The following is a 22,548-nucleotide window of genomic DNA, read 5'->3' as shown; positions in this document are numbered from 1 at the left end:
GCGCCGATCAGCACCGGTCAGAGCAGATCAGAGTAGATCAGCGCTGATCAGAGGAGTGTCTTGAGGAATGCCCTGGTGCGTTCCCGATGGGCGAACTCGGAAGCCACGAACTCCGTCACCCCGGCCTTGGCCAGCCCGTCGAGCTGGGCGCGCACGCTGTCCTCGTCGCCGACGATCGCCACAGAGCCGGGATCGGCCGCGCCCTCCCGGTCGAGCATGGCCCGGTAGGAGGGCAGCTGGCCGTAGATGGCGAAGATCTCGTTGGCGCGGGCCCTGGTGGCCTCGACGTCGTCGGTGACGCTGATCGGCAGCGAGCAGACCACGCGCGGCGCGGGCCGCCCGGCTTCGCTCGCGGCGGCGGTGATGGTGGGCGCGACGTGCTCGGCGACCGTCTTGGGGCCGGTCATCCAGAGCACGGTGCCGTCGGCGACGGTGCCGGCCAGCTTGAGCATGCGCGGGCCCAGGGCCGCGATCAGCACCCGCACCCCTGCTCCCGGCGTGGTGAGCCGGGCGTGGGCCTTGAGGGTCTCGCCGTCGTAGTCGACCTGCTCGCCGCGCGTGGCCGGCATGAGGATCTCCAGGTACTCCTTCATGTGCCGGCCCGGCCGCTCGAAGCTGTAGCCGAACATGTTCTCGATGACCATCTGGTGCGACAGGCCGATGCCGAGCGACAGCCGCCCGCGGACCGCCGCGTTGACCGTCATGGCCTGCTGGGCGAGCGCGAGGGGGTGACGCGGGAAGGTCGGCACCACGGCGGTGCCGAGCTCGATGCCGGGCACCTGGCTGCCCGCCACGGCCAGCGTGGTAAGGGCGTCGAGGCCGAAGATGTGGGACAGCCAGGCGGAGGCGAAGCCGTCGTCCGCCGCCTTGGCGAGCTTGTCGCGGAGCCCGCCCAGCGGGTCCGGATCCTGAGATTCGTTCAGGAGCAGTCCGATACGCATGGCAACCGAACTCCATTCTAGTGACTGACGCGAGTCTAGCCGAGCCTCGCCAGGCGGCCACTCGTAAAGTGGCCTCATGACCCACGAACGCGCCGGACAGCCCGCCCAGCCCGCCGACCTGGTCGACGTGGCCAAGCTGGTCACCGCCTATTACGCCCTCCACCCCAATCCCGACGAGGTGGCGCAGCGGGTGGCGTTCGGCACCTCCGGGCATCGTGGCTCGTCGCTGAACACGGCGTTCAACGAGGATCACATCCTCGCCACCAGCCAGGCGATCTGCGAGTACCGCCACGCCCAGGGCACGGACGGGCCGCTGTTCCTCGGCGTCGACAGCCACGCGCTCTCGGAGCCCGCGCGGGTGTCGGCGCTGGAGGTGTTCGCGGCCAACGGGGTGCGAGTCCTCATCGACAGCCGCGACGGCTACACACCGACGCCCGCTGTCTCGCACGCGATCCTCACCTACAACCGCGGCCGCTCCACCGGGCTGGCGGACGGAGTGGTGATCACGCCGTCGCACAACCCGCCGCCCGACGGCGGCTTCAAGTACAACCCGCCGCACGGCGGGCCGGCCGACACCGACGCCACGACCTGGATCCAGGACCGGGCCAACCGCCTGCTGGCCGGGGGCATGAAGAACATCCTCCGCGTTCCGTACACGAAGGCTCTGCGTGCGGACACGACGGGGCGCTACGACTTCGTCGGCGCCTACGTCGGCGACCTGCCCTCGGTCCTCGACCTCGACGCGATCAGGTCGGCGGGGGTACGCATCGGCGCGGACCCCCTCGGCGGAGCCAGCGTCGCCTACTGGGGGGAGATCGCCGATCGGCACCGGCTGGACCTGACCGTGGTCAACCCGCTGGTGGACCCGACCTGGCGGTTCATGACGCTCGACTGGGACGGCAAGATCCGGATGGACTGCTCGTCGCCGTACGCCATGGCCTCGCTCATCGCCAGCAGCGGCGAGTACCAGATCTCCACCGGCAACGACGCCGACGCCGACCGGCACGGCATCGTCACGCCCGATGGCGGGCTGATGAACCCCAACCACTACCTGGCCGTGGCCATCGCCTACCTCTACGCGCACCGCGACGGCTGGCCCGCGGGCGCCGGGATCGGCAAGACGATGGTCAGCAGCAGCGTCATCGACCGCGTGGCGGAGTCGCTCGGGCGGCGGCTCTACGAGGTGCCTGTGGGCTTCAAGTGGTTCGTGCCGGGCCTGCTGGACGGCTCGCTCGGGTTCGGCGGCGAGGAGAGCGCCGGGGCCTCGTTCCTGCGCCGCGACGGGTCGGTGTGGACGACGGACAAGGACGGCGTGATCATGGCGCTGCTGGCGTCGGAGATCCTCGCGGTCACGGGGCGCTCGCCGAGCGAGCACTACAAGGAGCTCACCTCCCGGTACGGCGAGCCGGCGTACGCCCGGGTGGACGCGCCCGCGACGCGGGAGGAGAAGGCGGTGCTGGGCAAGCTGTCGGCCGACCAGGTCACGGCGACGTCGCTGGCCGGCGAGCCCATCACCTCGGTGCTGACGGCGGCGCCCGGCAATGGGGCGGCGCTGGGCGGGGTGAAGGTGTCGACCGAGAGCGCCTGGTTCGCGGCCCGGCCGTCCGGGACCGAGGATGTGTACAAGATCTACGCCGAGTCCTTCCAGGGCCCCGAGCACCTGGCCGAGGTCCAGAAGGAGGCCCGCTCCCTGGTCTCGGCCACCCTGGGCTGAGGCCGGGCGGGGCTGGGGTCAGGTCAGTTCGCGGCCGGGCTGGGTGTCCACGCGGGTACGGCCCAGGTCGGCGCGGCGGCCCGCCTCGACGCCGGCGCGGTAGCCGGTGCCGCTCGTACGCGGCACGCTGAGCCGGATGCGCGGGTAGTGCGCCGCCACCACCCGCTCCACCTCCGCCCGCCGGTCGGCCAGCACGAGCGCGGTGCTCGCGGCGGGGGCCCGCTCCTCGGCCCGCGTCTCGGCCTCGCGCAGCAGCCGGTACACCTCGTCGGTGAACCCGAGCAGCCACGATCGCCGGTAGGCGCGGATCGCGGTGTCGGGCGGCCGTACCCGGGCCAGTCCCGTGGCCATCTGCAGCAGCAGTGAGGTGGCCAGCACGTCGGCCCGTTCGAGGTCGGCGGCGAAGCCGAAGACGTGCACCCGCTGCCCGCCGTCGCCGCGCCCGATGAGCAGCGGCCGGCAGCGCAGGGCCTGCGCGACCAGGCTGACGAGCCGCGCCTTCTCCCGGGCCCACGGGTTGGGCAGGGTGACGATCCGGTCACCCGGGGCCTGGCGGGTGTCGGCCGGGTCGAGGGAGTCGATGCCGTACTTGGCCATGAGCGACGCCGCCGCCGCCATGAACGTGGCCCGCTCGTGCTCGTTGTCGGTACGTTCGGCCTTGGCCAGGAGCTTTCTGACCCGTTCGAGCGTGCGCTCCCTCAACCGGCCCCCCGGGCTCAGGACTTGGTGGTCAGCATCCGCCCGTCGTCGGCGATGGCCGGGAAGGCGCCGGTGTCCACGATGCCGTGCTGCTGGTACAGAGCCTCGATGAGCGCGTGCGCCTCGGGCTCCAGCTTCCACAGGGCACGATACTGGCGGGCGGCGGGCAGTGAGAGGCCGATCTCCTGCGCGATGTCGATCGTGCGCGGCACGATGCCCTTGGCGATCTGCCTGTCCCAGTAGTCGCGGGCGGAGCGCATCAGCGCGGCCCGCTGGGCGGTGTCGACGACCTGCGGCGTGGTGTCGAACACCTGGACGTCCTCGTCGTCGTCCTGGACGAGCTCGACCAGCGCGGGCGGCAGGGCGGGGCGGGCCGGCACGGGGTGGTGGTCGGCCTCCGGCTCCCAGGGCACGCGCGGGTCGGCGTCGATGAGGGCGGAGGTGTTGTACAGGGCGGCGATCTGGGCGAGCAGCGCCTCCTGGCGGCCCTGGTCGACGGCCAGCCCGGTGTGCTCGACGGCCTGGTCCATGGCCTTGTCGAGCTTGGCCAGCGCGCCGCGCAGCTTGCGCTCGGACGCGCCGCCCTCGCGCAGCGACTTGGCCCGCTTGGCGGCCAGCGCGACGCGGGTGAGCCTGCGGTGCGCGTCGACCTCGCTCGCGGTGCGGTCGCTCACTTCGGCCAGGCCCACCCTGACCAGCAGCCGTTCGGGGGTGAGGCGCCAGTTGATGCGGCCGGTGCCCCTGATGCGGTGCCGCTCGATGGCCATGCCGCGCTCCCACAGCCAGGCGGCGACCAGCGGCGCGGCGAGGCGGAAGACGGCCTCGGGCAGGCTGCGCGCGTCCATGCTGGACAGTACGGCGGTCAGGCAGGTCAGCGCCCACACGGCGATGCCGTCGATCCCGGCGGAGAAGTTCTCGCGCATGTTGCGGCGCGCCCGTACGGCCGAGGTGATGATCGCGACCTCGATGAACGCGAACAGCAGCAGCCGCAGCGGCCCGTCGAGGCCGAGCACGTCACCGGAGAAGCGCCACATGCCCTGGGCGGAGACACCGGTGGCGATGGAGGCGGCCACGACGGTCAGGACGTCTTCGATGGGACGTGGGGCGATATAGCGCGCGACGACGAAAGCGAGGGCCCGCCAGGTGACCCTGAGTATCAGGTAGGCGAGCACCAGCCCGGCCAGGCCCAGCAGCGCTATGACCGCGGTGGCGAACGGCTTGTCGGCGACGAAGGCAGCTATTTCCTCGAATGTGGTGGGCATCAGTCACTATCCGTGAGGCTCAAACTCCGCTTATAGCGAGATCATCGCAGAATGTGGCGTACCTGTACGCCAAACGGCCTCTGCCGCCCCGCTTTGCCCACGTTTACCACAATCCTCCCCCGGCACAGGAGACCTCGCGTTCATGAAGGTGGTGACGCAGAATGGAGCCGGTCGGCCTAGGAGGCTTCGTGAGCAAGCGATCGCGCAGACGCCGTGCTCTCCCCAGTGGGGCTCCGAGCTGGCTGCCCGGCTTCGGTCCGGGCGAGCCGCACGGCCCCGACGACGAGGATTTCCCGTTCGACGAACCGGGCGGAGGAGAAGGCGGGGTGCGCGAGCCACGCCGGCCCAAACCGGCGCCGCCGTCGCTGATGGCGCAGGCCCTGTTGCCCGAGCCTCCGGTGCGGGCGCGCGACCGGTCGATCCCATCTCCGGACGAGGTCACGAGCATGCCGGCGCTCGGCTGAGCCTGGCCAGATCGCGTCCTGCGGATGGGACCATCTATGTAGGGATTTATCCCAACAAAGTGTGATGTATCCCAGCAGGACGGATTTCGATGTCAGACTCAGAGTTCCCGCTCGTCCAGTTCATGCGCGAGGGCTTCGACCCGGTGGCCGAGCTCGGCCGCATCCGCACCGAGCAGCCGGTGTTCCCGATGTCGATCCCGGGGGACCAGACGGTCTATCTGGTCACCCGCTACGACGACGTGCGCAGCGTGCTCGCCGACCATGAACGGTTCAGCAACGACTTCGGCAACGTGATCGGTCTGGGCACCAATCAGGAGGATCCGGGCGGCCTCGGCTTCCGCGACCCGCCTGAGCACACCAGACTGCGCAAATACCTGACGCCGGAGTTCACCGTGCACCGCCTGCGCAGGCTGGTGCCGCGCATCGAGGCCCTGGTCGAGGAGTGCCTGGACCGGATGGCGGCCAACGGGTCGGCCGCCGATCTGGTGGAGGCGTTCGCACTGCCGATCCCCTCTCTGGTCGTGTGCGAGCTGCTGGGTGTGCCGTACGAGGAACGGTCCGAATTCCTGAAGATCAGCACGAACCGTTTCGACCTCACCGCCGGGCCCGAGGCGTCCCTTCAGGCGATCAACGACGCGATGGCGTACCTGACGGACCTGGTCGCCCGCGAACGGCTGAACCCCGGTGAGGGCCTGCTCGGGGAGCTGCTGCGCGAGCACGGCGACGACCTCGACGACCGGACGCTGGCCAGCATGGCCGACGGCCTGCTCACCGGCGGCCACGACACCAGCACGAGCATGCTCGCGCTGGGCACGCTCTGGCTGCTGGAGAACCCCGAGCAGGCCGCCCGGGTGCGCGAGGACGACCGCTACGCCGAGCAGATGGTCGAGGAACTGCTGCGCTACATGACCGTGGTGCAGGTGGCCTTCCCCCGCTTCGCCCGCGAGGATCTGGAGCTGTTCGGCCACTCGATCAAGAAGGGCGAGATGGTGCTCTGCTCGCTCACGGCGGCCAACCGCGACCCCCACCTCGGCGAGGGGATCGAGGAGGTCCGGCCGGAGCGCCCGACGGCGGGCTCGCACCTGGCCTTCGGCCACGGCATCCACCGCTGCGTCGGGGCGCCCCTGGCCCAGATGGAGATGCGGATCGCCTTCCCCGCGCTGCTGCGGCGTTTTCCGGGGCTGCGGGTGGCGGGTGAGGTGCCGTTCAGAAAGCTCGCCATCGTCTATGGCGTGGAGAAGCTACCCGTAGCGTGGTAGAGCGGTTACGTTCACAGAGTGAACGAGCCCGTCATCGACCTGACCGCGATCGGCGCCGTCGTGTTCGACACCGACGGCGTGGTCACCGACACCGCTCGGGGGCACGCGGCCGCCTGGAAGCACGTCTTCGACGCGTTCCTGCGCGGCCGCTCGGCGCCTTTCGACATCCGCGACGACTACCTGCGGCATGTCGACGGCCGTCCGCGTCTGGACGGCGTCCGTACCTTCCTCGCCTCACGCGGCATCACGCTGCCGGAGGGCGCCCCCGACGACGAGGTGGGTGCGCCCACCGTGCACGGCCTTGGCCTGGCCAAGGACCGGCTGTTCATGTCGCAGGTGGACAAGTACGGGGTGGCCGCCTTCCCCTCGACCGTGGCGCTGCTGCACGAGCTGCGCCAGCGGGGCGCGCGCACGGCGGCCGTCTCCGCCAGCCTGCACGGCCGCAAACTGGTCGGCTCGGCGGGCGTGCTGCACCTGTTCGATGTGCTGGTCGACGGCAATGACGCGGCCCTGATGAACCTGCCGGGCAAGCCGGACCCCGCGCTGTTCCTGGAGGCTGTGCGCCGCCTGGCGCTGCCCGCGCCCAAGGCGGCCCTGGTGGAGGCCACCCTGCCGGGCATCGAGGCGGGCCGCAAGGGCGGCTTCGGGCTCGTCGTCGCGGTCGACCGGCACGGCGAGACCACCGAGCTGAGCGCGCAGGGCGCCGACGTGGTGGTGAAGGACCTCGCCGAGCTGGCCGTGCGCGGCAGGGTCCTACCCTTTACTTCGTGACGGTGCTCATCGATCCCCCCGCCTGGCCGGGGCCGCGCGGCCTCATGTGGTCGCACCTGGTCAGCGACAGCTCCCTGGACGAGCTGCACGCCTTCGCGCTCCGGCTCGGCGTGCCGGAGCGGGCCTTCGACCGGGACCACTACGACGTGCCGGAGACCGTGCACGCCCGTGCCGTGGAGCTGGGCGCGGAGGCGGTCAGCTCGCGCGAGCTACTGCGCCGCCTCATCGCCGGTGGCCTGCGCCGCCGCAAGCGCCACTAGCTCGGCGCTCATGTTGGCCCGTGCGCGCGCCTCCCACAGCGCGTACGCCTCGTCCGTGCGATAGAGCCGGGGTACGGCCAGGAGCCTGCGCAGCACCGCGGCCCGTCCCTGGCGGAAGAGGTCGTCGGGCACGTGCGCGTACTCCTGGCGGATCTGCGCCGTGTAGGGCTGGTAGTCCGGACCGCCCAGGACCGCCAGATCGGCGTCGCACAGGACGGCGCCGTCGCGGTCGTCCTCGGCCAGCGTGTCGTGCGCGGCCGTCAGCCGTACCAGCCTGGCAACCTCGGCGACCCGGTCGGCGGGCACTCCGCAGCGGGGCAGCCGCGCCTGGGCCAGCTGGGCGCTGCGCTCCTCGTCCCAGCCCGGCCGCCCGTCGTAGACGGCGTCGTGGAACCACGCGGCCAGCCGTACCGCGACGGGGTCGGCGGCGGCGTCGGCGAGCCGGTCGACCGCGGCGAGCACAGCGGCGAGATGGGCGAGTGTGTGGTAGCGGCGGTGCGGCTCGGCCCAGCGGGCGACCAGCTCCGCGCCGGTGGCCCTGGCCGCCGCAGAGTCCGTCACCAGGGTGAGCCAGTCCTCGCGCATGGAGACCACCGTAGTCCCGGGGGTGGGGGCGTGGACGTGCAGGCTGTATGCCGGGATTTACCCGCTTGATAGCGTTCTTGGCATGGAGCCGACGGCGAGGGATCCCCGGCGCCTGCCCCGTTGGCAGGAACTGCGTGCCGTACTCCCGCCCCGGCCACGGCCCTTCCCGTCGCGGGAGCGGCGGCTGGCGGCGGTGGCCGATCTGGCGGACATGCGGCGGCTGGCGTGGCGGCGCGCGCCACGGGTGGTGTTCGACTACGTCGACGGCGCGGCCGAGGCGGAGCGGTCGCTGGCCAGGTCGGTGGCGGCCTTCGCGCGGGCCGAGCTGCGGCCACGGGTGCTGCGGGACGTCTCCGAGGCGCCCACATCGGTGGAGGTGCTCGGCAAGCGGATCTCGATGCCGGTCGTGCTCGCGCCCACCGGGTTCACCCGGATGATGCACCGCGAGGGCGAGCGGGCCGTGGCCAGGGCGGCGGCGCGGGCGGCGGTGCCGTACACACTGTCCACGATGGGGACCACGACGCCCGAGGAGGTGGTGGCGGCGGCGCCGGACGGCTGGAACTGGTTCCAGCTCTACGTCGTGCGCGACCGGGGGCGCAGCCAGGAGACGCTCGACCGGGCCCGTGAGGCGGGCATGGACGTGCTGGTCGTCACCGTGGACGTGCCGGTGGCGGGGGCGCGGCTGCGTGACGTGCGGCACGGCATGACGATGCCGCCCGCCCTGCGCTGGCGTGGCGTCCTGCAGGCGCTGAGCCGTCCGGCCTGGTGGTTCGACTTCATCACCAGCGAGCCGCTGCGCTTCGCCACGGTCGACGGCGCGCCGGACGACCTGGCGGGGATCACGAACCTGATGTTCGATCCGACGGTGACGCTGCGGGACCTGGAGTGGATCCGGTCGGCCTGGCCGGGCCGGCTGCTGGTCAAGGGCGTGCAGCGGGTGGACGACGCCAAGGATCTGGCGGCCGTGGGAGTGGACGGGCTGGTCGTCTCCAACCACGGCGGGCGTCAGCTGGACCGCGCCCCCACCCCGCTGGAACTGCTGCCCGAGGTGGTGGCCGCGGTCGGTGACCGCACGGAGGTGTTCCTGGACGGCGGGGTACGCAGCGGCGCGGACATCGCCATCGCGGTGGCGCTGGGTGCGCGGGCCTGCTTCGTCGGCCGGGCCTACCTGTACGGGCTGATGGCGGGCGGTGAGCCCGGCGTGGACCGGGTGCTGGCCATGCTGCGCGCCGAGCTGGTCCGCACCCTGCAACTGCTGGGCGTGGGCGGCGTCGAGGGGCTCGACCCCGACTGCGTACGCCTGCGGTAAGCGACGCGGACAAACCCTTTCCCGGTTTACGGTCTGGTTACAGCGAATGAATTCCTGGCCGTAACCCTTGGCAGTCCACCCGCCAGCCACCTATCGTTCAGTGCAATGCCACACATTACTGATGAAGAGCTGGTGTCCGAGCACGTCAAGCCGGTCGCCGTCCGCATCGTGGGCGGCCTGCTGCATGCCTGGCAGCTCAGGAACAGCGCGGCCACGGTCCCCCACGCCATCGAGCGGCTGCGCGCCGCCGGGAACGTGGACAACCTCAGCCGCCTGCTGGTGGACGACCCGCCCCCGTACCGGGGCCGCTACCCGTTCCTCGACACCGACCTGTACAAAACGCTCGAAGGGCTGGCGTACGAGCTGGCCACGGGCACCGCGGCCGAGCCCGTACGGGAGTTCTACGAGGAGGTCGTCGGCCTGCTGGAGCGGGTCCAGGCGGACGACGGCTACCTGAACTCCTTCTTCCAGGACCCGGCCGCCGCCAAGAAGCCGTGGGAGGACCTGGCCTGGGGGCACGAGCTGTACAACCTGGGCCACCTCATCCAGGCCGCCGTCGCCGCCGCCCGGCACCTGGGCGACAGGCGGTTGCTCGCGGTGGCGGTCAAGTTCGCCGACCTGGTCGTGGCCCGCTACGGCGAGGGCCGCGAGGAGGCCGTCTGCGGTCATCCGGAAGTGGAGATGGCGCTGGTCGAGTTGTTCAGGGAGACGGGTGAGCGCGCCTACCTCACCCAGGCCCGGCTGTTCGTCGACCGGCGCGGCCACGGGCACCTGAAGCACAGCATCTTCACCGCCGAGTACTTCCAGGACCACCTGCCCTTCCGCAACCTGCCCTCGGTGACCGGCCACGCCGTGCGCATGGCCTACCTGGCCGCCGGCGCGACCGACGTGTACCTCGAGACGGGGGACCGCTCCCTGTTCGAGGCGCTGGAGCGGCTGTGGGACGACATGGTGGCCACCAAGCTCTACGTCACCGGCGGGCTGGGCAGCCGTCACTCCGACGAGGCCATCGGCGACCGGTACGAACTGCCGTCCGAACGCGCCTACAGCGAGACCTGCGCGGCCATCGGCACCATGCAGTGGGCGTGGCGGATGTTCCTGGCCACCGGCGGCGCCAAGTACCTCGACGTGTTCGAGCGGATCCAGTACAACGCCTACGCCGTGGGGCTGTCGGCCGAGGGCACCGCGTTCTTCTACGACAACCCGCTCCAGCGCCGCCCCGACCACGAGCAGCGCAGCGGCGCGGAGGACGGCGGCGACCCGCTGCGCCGGCCGTGGTTCGGCTGCCCCTGCTGCCCGCCGAACATCGTGCGCTGGATGACCCAGCTCGGCGACCACGTGGCCGCCGAACGCGATGGCGCGCTGCTGATCGCCGCCTACGCCACGGCCAGGATCGACACCGAGGCGCTCGGGCTGACGATGGAGAGCGACTATCCGTGGGACGGCGACGTGCGCCTGGTCCTGGACCGGGCGCCCGACGAGCCGTACACGATCATGCTGCGGGTGCCGGGCTGGGCCAAGAACGTGACGGTCACCGTCAACGGCGCGGCGGCCGGCGCCACCGCGCGGGACGGGTGGCTGAGCGTCGAGCGGGTCTGGCAGGCGGGCGACGAGGTACGCCTGAGCCTGCCCATGCCGGTCAGGGCGCACGGCTCGCACCCCCACCTCGACGCGACCCGGGGCGCGGCCAGCCTGGCGCGCGGCCCGCTGGTGTACTGCGTCGAACAGCAGGACTGCCCTGTGGACGTGGACGACCTGGTCCTACCACGGATTGTTAACGCCAACATCGCCAAATCCAACGCCGACATCGCCACGTCGGAAGGCGCGGTCGTCCTCCAGGTGGAGGCGGCCACGGCACCACCGCCGTCCGCGGAGCTCTACCCCGAGCTGCCGCAGGAACCGGCGTCCCCGGAGACGACGGTCACCACGACCTTCGTCCCGTACTTCATGTGGGGCAACCGTAGCCCCGAGGCCATGCGGGTGTGGGTCCGCAATGCGTGACCCCCACCCGGTGGATTCATTCAGAAAGAAGGCGACATGAGGAGATCGGCTGCGCTTTCGGGCGTCGCGGTGAGCGCCATGCTGGCGCTCGCGGCCTGTGGGGGCGGCGGCGCCGCCCCCTCCACCTCCACCGGATCCGGCTCGTCCGGGAAGACCCCCGCCACGGGCGGCACCGCGCACTTCCTGGTCAAGGCGGACTTCTCCCACCTGGATCCGGTACGCGGCTGGGACGGCGGCGTCAACAACTTCTACCGGCTCATCTACCGGAACCTGACCACCTTCGGCGCGGCCCCGGGCGCGGAGAGCACGAAGATCGTGCCCGACCTCGCCACCGACACGGGCAAACCGTCCGACGGCGCCAAGACCTGGACCTTCACCCTCAAGGACAACCTGTTCTTCGAGGACGGCACACCGATCAACAGCGAGGCGGTGAAGTTCGGCGCCACGCGCGGCTTCGACCCCGAGGCCGGGATCGGCTCACCGTACGCCAAACTGCTCCTCGACGCGCCCAAGGACTACAAGGGCCCGTACGTCTCTGGCGACCTCGACACGATCGAGACCCCTGACGCCAAGACCATCGTCTTCCACCTCAAGAAGCCCTTCGCCGACTTCCCCAGCGCCCTGGCCATGGCCAACTTCGTCCCCTTCCCCAAGGGCACCGGCGCCGCGGCCGCGTTCGACACCAAGCCGATCGCGTCGGGGCCGTACAAGGTGGCCAGTTACAACCGCGGCTCCTCGCTCAAGCTGGTGCGCAACCCGCAGTGGAAGGCCGAGACCGACAGCGTCAGGACGGCCAAGCCGGACGCCTGGGAGTGGACGTTCGGGCTGGACCCGGCCACCATCGACGAGCGCATGCTGGCCGGGCAGGGCGCCGACGCCGACGCCGTCGCGGGCACGATCCAGGCGGCCACCGTGGCGCGGGTGCAGACTCCGCAGCTCAAGGCGCGCGCGCTGAGCGGGCTCAACGGCTGCACCACCTACATGGGCCTGAACACCACCAAGAAGCCGCTCGACGACGTGCGGGTGCGCCAGGCGATCAACTACGCCATCAACAAGGACACCGTGGTGGCCGGGATGGGCGGTTCGAGCCTGGCGGCCAAGGGCACCTCCATCCAGCCGCCGACGGTCGCCGGCCGGGTCGACTACGACCCCTATCCCACCGACGTCGAGGCGGCCCGCAAGCTGCTCGCCGAGGCGGGCCAGGCCAACGGCTTCACCCTCACCCTCGACACCCGGCCGGACCCGAAGATGGCGGCGGTCGCCGTGGCCATCCAGGAGGCGCTCAAGGCGGTGAAGATCGACGTCAAGATCAACAACATTGACACCTCCACTTACTACGAGGTGATCGGCACACCCGCGCAGCAGCACGACGCCGCCGTCACCGGCTGGTGCCCCGACTGGGCGTCCGGCGCGACGTTCCTGCCGCCGCTGTTCGACGGCCGCAACATCACCGCCAAGGGCAACGCGAACCTCGCCCAGATCAACGACAAGGCGATCAACAAGCGCATCGACGAGATCGCCGCGATGCCCGACGTCACGGCCGCGAACGCCGCCTACGGGGAACTGGACAAGGAGATCATGAAGCTGGCGCCGATCGTGCCGCTGGCCTATGAGAAGTACGTCATCGTCTATGGCGCCAACATCGCCGGCGCGTACCAGTCCGCCTCGTTCTCCGGGGGTATCGACCTGGTATCCGTCGGGCTGGCCAAGCCGGGCAAGTAGCCGAAGATGACCACCACCACTGCCCTCCCACCGGCGGGTGCCCCCGTGGCGCCCGCCACCTCGGCCCGGCGGGTCGCCGGCGCGCTGCTGCACGACTGGGCGGCCGTGCTCAGCACGGCCTTCCTCGTGCTGGTCCTGCTGATGGCGATCTGCGCGCCGCTGATCTCCGCGATCACCGGCCACGGGCCGAACGACTTCGACAGCGCCGCCATCGACACCGACCTCGGCGGGCTGCCGCGCGGCTCGCTGGGCGGGATCAGCGCCGACCACCTGCTCGGTGTGGAGCCGCAGAACGGCCGCGACATCCTGGCGCGCATCGCGTACGGCGCGCGCGTCTCGCTGCTGATCGCGGCCGCCGCCACCGTGCTCACCACCCTGCTCGGGGTGGTGCTCGGCATGCTGGCCGGCTTCTACCACGGCTGGGTCGACCAGGTGATCTGCCGGATCATGGACTTCCTGATGGCCTTCCCCGCCCTCATCTTCATGATCGCGATCCTGTCCTCGCTGCCGACGGGCAACCGGTCGGTGCTGCTGGTGGTGGTGATCAGCGTCTTCGGCTGGCCGTACCTCGCCCGTGTGGTGCGCGGCCAGACGCTGACGCTGGTGAACAGGGAGTTCGTCGAGGCCGCCCGGGTGTCGGGCGCCTCGACGGGCGTCCTGGTGTTCAGGGAGATCCTGCCGAACCTGCGCAGCTCGCTGATCGTGATGACCACGCTGGCCGTGCCCGGCTACGTCGGCACCGAGGCGGGGCTGTCGTTCCTGGGCGTCGGCGTGGCCCCGCCGACACCGTCCTGGGGGCAGATGATCTCCAGCTCGGTGGGCTGGTACGCCGTGGACCCGATGTACTTCGCGGTGCCCGGCGCCTTCCTGTTCTGCACCGTGCTGTCCCTGACCGTGCTCGGGGACCGCCTGCGTGCCGCCTTCGACGCCGGGGAGGCCTCCTGATGGCGCGTTATGTCGCCGGGCGGTTCGCCGGCATCGTGGTGATCCTGTTCCTGGTCTGCCTGTTCACCTTCATCATCTTCTTCACACTGTCGCCGGATCCGGCGCTGATGATCTGCGGGAAGACGTGCACGCCCGAGCGGATCGACCAGATCCGCGGGGTGCTCGGGCTCGACCAGCCGTTCTTCACCCAGTTCTGGACATTCCTGACGGCCATCTTCGTCGGCCGGGACTACGGCTCGGGGGCGAACCTGATCCACTGCGCGGCCCCGTGCCTGGGCTACAGCTTCCAGACCAATCAGTCGGTCTGGGAGATGGTCGTGGACCGGCTGCCGGTCAGCGCGACCGTCGCGATCGGCGCCGCGGTGCTCTGGCTGCTGATCGGCATCCTGGCCGGGCTGCTCAGCGCGGTGAAGGAGGGCACCTGGTGGGACCGTACCGCGATGGGGCTGGCCCTCGGCGGGTCGAGCATCCCCAACTACGTGCTGGCGCTGGCGCTGCAGTACGTGCTGGTGGTGTGGTTGCAGATCCTGCCCTTCCCGTCGGCGGTCTCCTTCTCCGACGGACCGCTGCTGTGGTTCCAGTCGTACCTGATGCCCTGGGTCGTGCTGGCCACCGGCTACGCCTGCCTCTACGCGCGGCTGACCAGGGCCAACGTGATCGACACGCTGGCGGAGAACTTCATGCGCACGGCGCGGGCCAAGGGCCTGCCGCCCATGCTCACCATGCGGCGGCACGCGCTGCGGCCCGCGCTCACCCCGATCGCCACCATCTTCGGGATGGACTTCGCGGCCCTGCTGGGCGGCGCGCTCATCACCGAGACGGTCTTCGGTCTCAACGGGGTGGGCAAGATGGCCGCCGACTCGATCGCCAAGAACGACCAGCCGGTGATCATGGCGGTGACGCTGCTCGCCGCGTTCTTCGTGGTGGTGGGGAACCTGGTGGTCGATCTCGTCTACACCACGCTGGACCCGAGAGTGAGGATCACCGCGAAATGAGTGACCTGCTTGTCGTGGAGGACCTCACCGTCACCTTCCCCACCACGCGGGGGCCGGTGGACGTCGTCAAGGACGTCTGCTTCACCGTCGGGAGCGACGAGACGGTCGGCATCGTCGGCGAGTCCGGTTCGGGCAAGTCGATGACCAGCCTCGCGATCATGGGGCTGCTGCCCCGGGGGGCGGTGACCCGGGGCAGCATCCGGCTGGACGGCACCGAGCTGCTCGGCCGCAGCGACAAGGACATGCGCCGGATCAGGGGGGACCAGGTCTCGATGGTCTTCCAGGATCCGCTGTCGTCGCTGAACCCGTACTACACCGTGGGCCTGCAGATCGAGGAGGTCTACCGGGCCCATAAGGGCCGCTCGCGCAAGGCGGCGCGCAAGGTCGCGATCGAGGCGCTGGAGCAGGTGGGCCTGCCCGACCCGGAGCGGCGGGTGGACTACTACCCGCACCAGTTCTCCGGCGGGCAGCGGCAACGCGTCATGATCGCGATGGCGCTGGTCTGCTCCCCCGCCCTGCTCATCGCCGACGAGCCGACCACCGCGCTCGACGTGACCGTCCAGGCGCAGATCCTGCGCCTGCTCGCCGACCTGCGGCGGCAGAGCGGCACCGGAATGGTGTTCATCACGCACGACCTCGCGGTGATCAGCTCGATCGCCACCCGCGTCCTGGTGATGTGCCGGGGCGAGCAGGTCGAGTACGACACCGCCGAGCAGGTCTTCTCCGATCCGCGGCACGACTACACCCGCATGCTGCTGGACAGCGTTCCGCGCATCGACGACTCCCCCATCGACGAGGTGATGTCATGAGCGAGCCCCTGCTGAGGGCGAACGAGCTGACCAAGCGGTTCGTCACCCGCGGGCCGCTGGGCAGCAAGGCCGAGTTCGTCGCCGTCGACGGCGTCAGTTTCGACGTCCGGCCGGGCGAGACGCTGGCCGTGGTGGGCGAGTCGGGCAGCGGCAAGTCGACGACCGCCCGCATGGTGGCCAGGCTGACGGAGCCGAGCGCGGGCACCCTGGAGTTCGAGGGCGAGGACATCACCGTCGCCAAGGGGGCCGCGCTGGCCCGCTATCGCGCCAACGTGCAGGTCGTCTTCCAGGACCCGTTCTCCTCGCTCAACCCCCGCCACACGGTCGAGCGCATCCTGATGGCGCCCCTGGTGTACCAGGGGATCCCCCCGACGGGCGGGAAGCGGGCGCACGCCAGGGAGCTGATGGAGCGGGTCGGGCTCGACCCGGACCACTCCCAGCGCTACCCCGCGCAGTTCTCCGGCGGTCAGGCCCAGCGGATCGGCATCGCCCGCGCGCTGGCCGTGCACCCCAAGCTGGTCATCTGCGACGAGGCGGTGTCCGCGCTGGACGTCTCCGTACAGGCCCAGGTCATCGAGCTGCTGCGGCGGCTGCAGGCCGAGAGCGGCTTCAGCTACATCTTCATCGCCCACGACCTGGCCGTCGTCCGGCAGATCGCCCATCGGGTGGCGGTCATGAGCAAGGGCAGGATCGTCGAGCAGGGGCCGGTCGACGAGGTCTTCGGCGATCCCCAGGACCCGTACACCCGTACGCTCCTGGCCGCCATCCCCCGCATCAACCCCGAATGGGACCGCAGGCGCCGTGAAGGGAGCCCCCGTTGACCACATACACCATTCCCGGGATGCGCGTGCGCGACCACATGGTGGAGGTGCCGCTCGACTGGTCCGCGCCCGATGGGGACACGATCACCGTGTTCGCCCGGGAGCTGGCCGATCCGGTACGCGCGGCCGAGAACCTGCCGTGCCTGCTCTACCTGCAGGGCGGTCCCGGCGGCAAGGGCCCGCGCCCGATCGGCGTGAACGGCTGGCTCGGCCAGGCGCTCAAGACGCACCGGGTGATCCTGCTCGACCAGCGCGGCACCGGCCGCAGCTCGCGGATCGACGGGCGGGTCATGAGCGCGTTCGGTAGCGCGCGGGAGGCCGCCGACTACCTCACCCACTTCCGCGCCGACTCGATCGTCGCCGACGCCGAGCACCTGCGTACGACCGTTTTCGGCGGCCGTCGCTGGGAGACGCTGGGCCAGAGCTACGGCGGGTTCCTCACGCTGACGTACCTGTCGCGGGCTCCACAAGGGCTGCGCGCCTGCTACGTCACCGGAGGGCTGCCCGGCCTGGAGCCGGACGCGGCGGAGGTCTACCGGCGCACCTATCCCCGCGTCGCCGCCAAGAACGCCGAGTTCTACCGCCGCTACCCGCACCACGTGGAGACCGTCGGCCGCCTGGCCGACCGGCTGGCCGCGCAGGACGTCCGGCTGCCCGACGGCGACGTGCTCACGGTACGGCGGCTGCAGTCGCTCGGCATCGACTTCGGCATGAAGCCGGGCTACGAGCGCATGCACTGGCTGCTCGACGAGGCGCTCGACGGCGAGCACGTGACGGACACCTTCCTGCAGCAGGTGCTGGCCCGCTCCTCCTACAGCGACAACCCGCTGTTCGCCGCGCTCCAGGAGAGCATCTACGGCTCGGGCCCCGGAGCCACCGGCTGGGCCGCCGAGCAAGAGCGGGCCCGCCACCCGGCCTTCGCCGAGTCGGCCCGGCCGCTGCTGTTCACCGGGGAGATGATGTACCCCTGGATGTTCGCGGAGATCCGGGCGTTGCGCCCGTTCCGCGCGGCCGTGGAGCTGCTGGCCGAGCGGGCGGACTGGCCGCCGCTCTACGACCCGGTACGTCTGGCCGCCAACGAGGTTCCGCTGGCCGCCGCCGTGTATTACGACGACATGTATGTAGATTCCGGCCTGCAACTGGACACCGCCGCTCGCATCGGCAACGCCCAGGCGTGGGTCACCAACGAGTACGAGCACGACGGCCTGGGCGAGGAGCGCGTCTTCGCCCGGCTGACCGAACTGGTGCATGACATCGGAGGAGGCATCACAGGTGACTGACGGCAGGCCCCCGAAACTGCTGGACATCCCCGCGTTCACTGACTACATCGGCAAGGGCTGGGACATCCCCGACCGCACCCCGACCGTGGTCCCCGGCGCCGCCGAGGCCGCCGCCGCCCACCGGGCCCGGCTCGGCGCCGCGCTCCCCGGCCGGACCGTCGTGGTGGCGGCGGGCCAGGCGCCGGTGCGCAGCAACGACACCTCCTACGACTTCCGCCCCGGCAGCGACTTCTACTGGCTGACCGGCTGCGTGGCCGAGGACGCCGTGGCGGTGATCAGGGACGGCGACGCGGTCGTCTACCTGCCCGTCCCCGCCTATCCCGGCGAGCCGGGCTTCTTCGCCGACGCCGCCCACGGGGAGCTGTGGGTGGGCGCCGCACCCGGACTGACCGAGTGGTCGGCGGCGCTGGGCGTGCCGGTCAGGCCGCTGACCGACTTCGACGGCACGCTCTCCACCGACGACGAGGTCGCCCGGGTGCTGGCCGAGCTGCGCATGATCAAGGACGACTGGGAGATCGGCCAGCTGCGAGAGGCCGTGGACCGGACGGTCGAGGGGTTCGCCGCCGTGCTCGCGGAGATCCCGACCGCCGTGGCCGGGCCGGGTGAGCGCTGGCTGCAGGGCACCTTCGACCGGTACGCCAGGGCGTACGGCAACGGCCCCGGCTACGCCTCGATCGTGGGCAGCGGCCCGCACGCCCCGACCCTGCACTGGGTGCGCTGCGACGGCCCGGTGCTGCCGGACGAGCTGCTGCTGCTCGACATGGGCGTGGAGGTACGCAGCCACTACACCGCGGACGTCACCCGTACCTTCCCCGCCTCCGGCACCTTCTCCCCCGCCCAGCGCCAGGTGCACGACCTGGTGGAGCGGGCGCACCGGGCGGCGCTGGCGCAGGTGGCCCCCGGCCGCCGGTTCACCGACTTCCACCACGCCGCGATGGAGGTCATCGCGCATGGGCTGGACGACTGGGGGATGCTGCCCGTCTCGGTGGACGAGGCGCTGTCGGAGCGCGGCCAGCACCACCGCCGCTACCTGATCTGCGGCATCGGCCACCACCTCGGCCTGGACGTGCACGACTGCGCCAAGGCCGCGCCCGAGGCCTACCAGGGGGCGCTCATCGAGCCGGGCATGGTGTTCACCGTGGAGCCCGGCCTGTACTTCCACGCCCACGACCTGACCGTGCCGCCCGAGCTGCGCGGGATCGGCGCGCGCATCGAGGACGACCTGCTGGTGACGGCGGACGGCATCGACGTGCTCTCGGCCGAGCTGCCCCTGTCGGCGAGCGGCCTGGAGGACTGGATGAAGTGACTCTGGCCTACGACGCGTCGTCCGCACGGCGCAGGACGCCCTCCACGGCGGCCAGGGCGAGCGTCTTGTAGCCCACCGAGTCGAACAGGACCGTGATCCGGTCCGGCTCGCGGCGCATGACCGTGCCCCGCCCCCATGCCTTGTGCTCGACATTGGCGTGCAGCGGGTACGGTCCCTCCCCGGTCGCGATGGGCTCCAGGCCGTCCTGGCAGGTGTCGCAGGTCCGGCAGGCCGTGTCGTACGGCTCGCCGAAGTACTCCAGCAGGAAGCGGCGGCGGCACCCGGTCGTCTCCGCGTAGCCGCGCATCATGTCGATGCGCGAGTCGTCGACGCGGTGCCGGATCTCGTCGAGTTCCACCGCCCGCGCGGCGGCCTTCTCCGGCGGCGGGCCGCCCGGCGCGTAGCGCAGGTCGCCGGAGTCGGTGACGGTCACCGCCTCGGCCTGCTCCAGCAGGTTGATCAGGCTCGTCAGCTGCGAGGCGCCCACCTCCAGCAGGGCGCGCAGCTCGGTGACGGGCACGGTGCCGCCGTGCTCCTTCACCAGGGTCGCCACCCGCAGCAGCGCGTCGGCGTCCGCCCGGCCGCTGGCGAAGAAGCGGCGCAGGCCCAGATCCTCCGACCGGTAGAACAGCACGGCGTGGGCGGGCCCGCCGTCCCGGCCCGCCCGGCCGATCTCCTGGTAGTAGGCGTCGGGCGACTCGGGCGGGGACGCGTGCAGCACGTAGCGGACATCGGGCCGGTCGATCCCCATCCCGAACGCCGAGGTGGCCACCACCGTGTCCACCTCGCCCGCCGTGAAGAGCGCGTGCACGCGCGTCCGCTCGGCCGCCCGCATCCCGGCGTGGTACGGCTCCGCGTGGCGGCCCATCCCGGTCAGCAGCGCGGCGTACTCCTCGGCCTCGCGCCGGGTGGCGACGTAGACCAGGCCGAGCCCGTCGAGGGAGGCGGCGTGCTCGGCCAGGGCCCGGCTCTTGTCGTCGTCGCCGACGAACCGGCGTACCTCCAGCCGGATGTTGGGCCGGTCGAACCCGCGGACGATCTGCACCGGGTCCTTCAGCCCGAGGGAGCGGACGATCTCCTCCCGGACGTTCGGCGCCGCCGTGGCGGTCATCGCCACCACCGGCGGATGCCCCAGGCGCGCGATGACCTTGCCCAGCCGCAGGTAGTCGGGGCGGAAGTCATGCCCCCATGACGAGACGCAGTGGGCCTCGTCGACCGCGATGAGCGACGGCTTGGCCTTGGCCAGTTGGGCGACGACGTCGGGCTTGGCCAGCTGCTCAGGCGACAGGAACACGAACTCTGCCTCCCCCGCCGTGACCTTCTCCAGCCCCGCCTTGACCGAGGAGGTGGAGTTGACCGCGACGGCCCCGCCCGCGTCGGCCTTCTCCAGGCCGAGCACCTGGTCGCGCTGCAGCGCGATGAGCGGCGAGACGACCACGGTGGGACCGTCGCGCAGCTGCGCGGGCACCTGGTAGACCGCCGACTTGCCGGCGCCGGTCGGCATGACCAGCAGCACGTCACGCCCGTCGAGCAGGTGTTCCATCGCCTCCTGCTGGCCCGGCCGCAGGTCCTTCCAGTCGAAGGTCTGCCGGGCCGTGGCCCGCAGCCGCCGTCCCTTCCGTCCGAACCGGCTGTTGAGCCTCGCCCGTAATCCCATACACCCCTCCTGGTAGTGGGCGGCCAGTACCCGCTGCCGCGCTCACCGAACGCCGGCCGTCGAACTCAGCGTGGCGCCCACTCGGGCAGCCAGCCCGGACGATGGCGGTAGCCGTAGGCGAGGAGTCGCAGCGTGTCGCAGGGCCCCTCGTCCGCGTGTCCTTCTTCGCCCGCGCGCCCGCCTTCGTCCACGGCTCCGTGTCCGTGCGCGGCGATCAGGCGCAGCTCGGCGGCGCAGCGGGCCATGACGTCACGGGGATCGTGGCGGGCGATGTGCACGGCGTCCCTCATGGACGGCGTGTGACCGGCGTCGCCGGTGATGCATACTGCGCCCCGGAAGGCCGACGGGTCGCCGAAGCCGACGAACTCCTGCCCGTTGGTCATGGTGACGAAGTCGTCGCCGTCGTACCACTCCCTGGTGGGGTCGTAGGACCACGGGCCGGGAGTCGCCGCCTCGGCCGTCGCGTTGTCGCCCTCGATCGTGGCGCGCAGCCAGGACAACAGGTCGTAGGTCAACGCTCTCCCTCAGTCGGCCCCGGCATAGGTCCAGGCGCCCTCGTGCCGGACGAAGCGGCTGTGCTCTTCCATGCGGCCCGGCTCGCCGTTGTCGGTGTAGTGGGCCCGGAAACGGACGGTGCCCTCGGTGTGGACGACGCTGCCCCCGGTGGTCTCCAGGATCTCCAGCCGGGTCCAGCGCGTCCCCCGGTCGAGGTCGAGCCGGGCCGGGCGGGCCGCCGGGTGCCAGGTGCGCAGCAGATATCCGGCGTCGCCGACGCTGAAGGCGCTGAACCGGGACCGCATGAGCGCCTCGGCCGTGGGCGCGGCGGCGAGGCCGCGATGCAGCCGCCCGCAGCACTCCCGGTAGGTCGCCGGCAGCCCGCACGGGCACGGGGCTGAGGCGGATTTCGAGTCACGTCGCGGCACGCCTCTCATTCTGCCCGGTGCCGGGGACCGTCAGCGCCCGCGCAGGATCAGGCGCAGTTGCCTGCCGGTCCGCTTGCGCCGGAACGCCTCGCGTTCGTTGGCCTGGGGGAAGGGCTCGTCCGGTACGGGCGTCCCGAGGAAGGCGCACAGCGGCTCCCATCCCTCCCGGACGTCGAAGACCAGCAGCCGCGCGGCCGGGATCGCCGCCTGGACCTCGGCGAGGTGCCGTTCGAAGACCTCCATGACGTACGCGGGATCGTCGACGCGGCCGTCGAAGACCCGGTCCATGACGGTCGCCCTGGCCATGCGCGGGTAGAGGGCGAAGTCCGGTGCCCGGCGCGCCACCAGCCACCGGATGATCCGGCGGCGGATCGGCATCGGGCGGCGTTCGGCCAGGGCGCCGGCGAAGATGGTCTCGCTGACGCTGTCGTACCACCGGCTCGGGTCGCGGACGGTGAGGATGACCTTCGCGTCGGGATAGTGCTCGGCCAGCTCCCGCCAGTAGGAGGCGGCGGGCCAGTCCACCGCCGATCGGAAGCCGGTGAACATCTCGTCCCAGTCACGGACGCGGCCCTCCCCGACGTCGAGCCACTGGCGGACCCGGTACGGCTCGGCTATGACCGTGGACATGTGGTAGCAGGGGCCGTACCCCAGCCGTTCCAGCGCCGCCTTCAGCGACCTCGTCCCCGTTCTGCCGAATCCCGCGCCGATCACCTTCACCGCGCGCTCCCTCCCGCCTCTGATCGGCCTCTGATCCGAGGTGCCTACCGTCGCAGTGAACGACAAGCCGGTTATATGACCAGATACATGTCGCAGCCGACCGCC

General features: G+C 71.3%; 22 protein-coding genes. 14 read left to right on the top strand and 8 right to left on the bottom strand.

The genetic code is table 11. The features are described from left to right. Window positions 1-47: 47 nt before the first annotated feature. Window positions 48-941, bottom strand: a complete 894-nt coding sequence (locus AB0L53_RS35545) for an LLM class F420-dependent oxidoreductase (protein WP_358435488.1) — start codon at window positions 939-941, stop codon at window positions 48-50. A gap of 76 nt (window positions 942-1,017) precedes the next feature. Between AB0L53_RS35545 and pgm the strand changes: the two genes are divergently transcribed. After that, window positions 1,018-2,655, top strand: a complete 1,638-nt coding sequence (pgm, locus tag AB0L53_RS35540; RefSeq protein WP_364003561.1) for a phosphoglucomutase (alpha-D-glucose-1,6-bisphosphate-dependent) — start codon at window positions 1,018-1,020, stop codon at window positions 2,653-2,655. A gap of 18 nt (window positions 2,656-2,673) precedes the next feature. Here pgm and AB0L53_RS35535 read toward each other — a convergent pair whose 3' ends face one another. Both AB0L53_RS35535 and AB0L53_RS35530 read right to left on the bottom strand, forming a co-directional pair. Next, window positions 2,674-3,357, bottom strand: a complete 684-nt coding sequence (locus AB0L53_RS35535) for a DUF2786 domain-containing protein (RefSeq protein WP_364003558.1) — start codon at window positions 3,355-3,357, stop codon at window positions 2,674-2,676. A 14-nt stretch (window positions 3,358-3,371) separates the two neighbouring features. Then, window positions 3,372-4,616, bottom strand: a complete 1,245-nt coding sequence (locus AB0L53_RS35530; protein ID WP_358435481.1) for a hypothetical protein — start codon at window positions 4,614-4,616, stop codon at window positions 3,372-3,374. A gap of 188 nt (window positions 4,617-4,804) precedes the next feature. On the opposite strand from AB0L53_RS35530, the gene AB0L53_RS35525 reads away from it, so the two are divergent. From AB0L53_RS35525 to AB0L53_RS35510, 4 genes are all read left to right on the top strand, one after another. Next, window positions 4,805-5,080, top strand: a complete 276-nt coding sequence (locus AB0L53_RS35525; protein WP_364003555.1) for a hypothetical protein — start codon at window positions 4,805-4,807, stop codon at window positions 5,078-5,080. 89 nt (window positions 5,081-5,169) lie between these two features. Further along, window positions 5,170-6,339, top strand: a complete 1,170-nt coding sequence (locus AB0L53_RS35520) for a cytochrome P450 (protein ID WP_364003552.1) — start codon at window positions 5,170-5,172, stop codon at window positions 6,337-6,339. Window positions 6,340-6,357: 18 nt separating this feature from the next. Then, window positions 6,358-7,110: an HAD family hydrolase gene (locus AB0L53_RS35515; RefSeq protein WP_364003549.1), complete on the top strand. Its 753-nt coding sequence runs from the start codon at window positions 6,358-6,360 to the stop codon at window positions 7,108-7,110. After that, window positions 7,107-7,370 carry a DUF4031 domain-containing protein gene (locus AB0L53_RS35510; protein WP_225298128.1) on the top strand — a complete coding sequence of 88 codons (264 nt, stop codon included), beginning with the start codon at window positions 7,107-7,109 and terminating at the stop codon, window positions 7,368-7,370. Before AB0L53_RS35515 ends, AB0L53_RS35510 begins: the two co-directional genes overlap by 4 nt. Here the strand turns inward: AB0L53_RS35510 and AB0L53_RS35505 are convergent. Then, a complete protein-coding gene (locus AB0L53_RS35505) occupies window positions 7,320-7,955 on the bottom strand; it encodes a metal-dependent phosphohydrolase (protein WP_364003546.1) in 636 nt (211 codons plus the stop codon). The two genes, AB0L53_RS35510 and AB0L53_RS35505, sit on opposite strands and share 51 nt — an antisense overlap. Window positions 7,956-8,037: 82 nt before the next feature. Between AB0L53_RS35505 and AB0L53_RS35500 the strand changes: the two genes are divergently transcribed. From AB0L53_RS35500 to AB0L53_RS35460, 9 genes are all read left to right on the top strand, one after another. Continuing rightward, complete coding sequence (locus AB0L53_RS35500; RefSeq protein WP_364003542.1) at window positions 8,038-9,264, top strand: alpha-hydroxy acid oxidase; 1,227 nt, start codon at window positions 8,038-8,040, stop codon at window positions 9,262-9,264. 105 nt (window positions 9,265-9,369) lie between these two features. Continuing rightward, the gene (locus AB0L53_RS35495; RefSeq protein WP_364003539.1) at window positions 9,370-11,265 is read left to right on the top strand and encodes a beta-L-arabinofuranosidase domain-containing protein; all 1,896 of its coding nucleotides are present in this window, start codon (window positions 9,370-9,372) and stop codon (window positions 11,263-11,265) included. A gap of 36 nt (window positions 11,266-11,301) precedes the next feature. After that, a complete protein-coding gene (locus AB0L53_RS35490; protein WP_364003536.1) occupies window positions 11,302-12,987 on the top strand; it encodes an ABC transporter substrate-binding protein in 1,686 nt (561 codons plus the stop codon). A 6-nt stretch (window positions 12,988-12,993) separates the two neighbouring features. Next, a complete protein-coding gene (locus AB0L53_RS35485; protein WP_357955639.1) occupies window positions 12,994-13,932 on the top strand; it encodes an ABC transporter permease in 939 nt (312 codons plus the stop codon). Continuing rightward, complete coding sequence (locus tag AB0L53_RS35480) at window positions 13,932-14,927, top strand: ABC transporter permease (protein WP_364003533.1); 996 nt, start codon at window positions 13,932-13,934, stop codon at window positions 14,925-14,927. The genes AB0L53_RS35485 and AB0L53_RS35480 overlap by 1 nt, the downstream gene beginning before the upstream one ends. Then, window positions 14,924-15,736 (top strand): ABC transporter ATP-binding protein, encoded by an 813-nt coding sequence (locus AB0L53_RS35475; protein WP_358435442.1) that lies wholly within the window; start codon window positions 14,924-14,926, stop codon window positions 15,734-15,736. Before AB0L53_RS35480 ends, AB0L53_RS35475 begins: the two co-directional genes overlap by 4 nt. Further along, window positions 15,733-16,557, top strand: coding sequence for an ATP-binding cassette domain-containing protein (locus AB0L53_RS35470; RefSeq protein WP_364003529.1), 825 nt, complete (start codon window positions 15,733-15,735; stop codon window positions 16,555-16,557). The genes AB0L53_RS35475 and AB0L53_RS35470 overlap by 4 nt, the downstream gene beginning before the upstream one ends. Then, window positions 16,554-17,837: an alpha/beta fold hydrolase gene (locus AB0L53_RS35465; protein ID WP_364003526.1), complete on the top strand. Its 1,284-nt coding sequence runs from the start codon at window positions 16,554-16,556 to the stop codon at window positions 17,835-17,837. The genes AB0L53_RS35470 and AB0L53_RS35465 overlap by 4 nt, the downstream gene beginning before the upstream one ends. Beyond that, window positions 17,830-19,143 (top strand): aminopeptidase P family protein, encoded by a 1,314-nt coding sequence (locus tag AB0L53_RS35460; protein WP_364003523.1) that lies wholly within the window; start codon window positions 17,830-17,832, stop codon window positions 19,141-19,143. The genes AB0L53_RS35465 and AB0L53_RS35460 overlap by 8 nt, the downstream gene beginning before the upstream one ends. Before the next feature lie 7 nt (window positions 19,144-19,150). Here AB0L53_RS35460 and AB0L53_RS35455 read toward each other — a convergent pair whose 3' ends face one another. From AB0L53_RS35455 to AB0L53_RS35440, 4 genes are all read right to left on the bottom strand, one after another. Next, on the bottom strand, window positions 19,151-20,800 hold the full coding sequence (locus AB0L53_RS35455; RefSeq protein ID WP_364003520.1) for a RecQ family ATP-dependent DNA helicase: 1,650 nt from the start codon (window positions 20,798-20,800) through the stop codon (window positions 19,151-19,153). A 65-nt stretch (window positions 20,801-20,865) separates the two neighbouring features. Beyond that, entirely contained in the window at window positions 20,866-21,315 is a 450-nt protein-coding gene (locus AB0L53_RS35450) for a DUF6221 family protein (RefSeq protein WP_364003517.1), read from the bottom strand. A 9-nt stretch (window positions 21,316-21,324) separates the two neighbouring features. Further along, window positions 21,325-21,723, bottom strand: a complete 399-nt coding sequence (locus AB0L53_RS35445) for a YchJ family metal-binding protein (protein ID WP_364003514.1) — start codon at window positions 21,721-21,723, stop codon at window positions 21,325-21,327. 30 nt (window positions 21,724-21,753) lie between these two features. Beyond that, the gene (locus AB0L53_RS35440) at window positions 21,754-22,443 is read right to left on the bottom strand and encodes a sulfotransferase family protein (RefSeq protein WP_364003511.1); all 690 of its coding nucleotides are present in this window, start codon (window positions 22,441-22,443) and stop codon (window positions 21,754-21,756) included. Window positions 22,444-22,548: the final 105 nt, after the last annotated feature.

Source organism: Nonomuraea sp. NPDC052129, from assembly GCF_040680095.1.
Lineage (GTDB): Bacteria > Actinomycetota > Actinomycetes > Streptosporangiales > Streptosporangiaceae > Nonomuraea.
The sequence above is the reverse complement of the archived record's forward strand: the minus strand, read 5'-3'. Positions and strand labels throughout refer to the sequence as shown.